Source organism: Rhodococcus sp. ARC_M12 (genome assembly GCF_022810385.1).
GTDB classification, from domain to species: Bacteria; Actinomycetota; Actinomycetes; order Mycobacteriales; family Mycobacteriaceae; genus Rhodococcoides; species Rhodococcoides navarretei.
In genome coordinates, this window is sequence record NZ_JALGQI010000075.1 from 1 (window position 1) to 434 (window position 434).

1 protein-coding gene is annotated in these 434 nt (G+C 56.9%); it reads left to right on the top strand.

The window, feature by feature from the left end; genetic code table 11:
• Positions 1 to 272 precede the first annotated feature (272 nt).
• Positions 273 to 434, top strand: a 162-nt coding sequence (locus tag MTX35_RS25425) for a 2Fe-2S iron-sulfur cluster-binding protein (RefSeq protein ID WP_243597488.1), incomplete at its 3' end; no start/stop codon positions are given.

Sequence of the window (434 nt, forward strand, 5' to 3'; positions counted from 1 at the left end):
AGATCCGAAATGGCCATCTGGTCGCCGGTGAGACGGCTTCGCGGTGAAAGAAGTACTTGGTGAGCGCGCATTTCGAAACAGGAGCCCAGCCGCTCGATGCCTTCGTGCGGAGCGCAGAGTTGTCGCACTCCACATCTGGAGTGGACTCAGGTCGGATCTCTGGGGCGAACCGTCTGACCCGAATTCACAAGTTTTTGACTCTACGGAACATGGCCGCCATTCACGTTTGCGGCGACACTGTTATCAATCGCGAAGAAAATTGAGGAGTTGACATGGCAGTTGTAACTTTCGTCGCCCACGATGGTGGGAAGCACGAGGCGGGCTTGGTCGAAGGTCGATCGTTGATGCAGATTGCAACCGACAATGCTGTGCCGGGGATCGATGGAGACTGTGGGGGCGAAACGGCCTGTGGCACCTGCCATGTGATCGTCGAC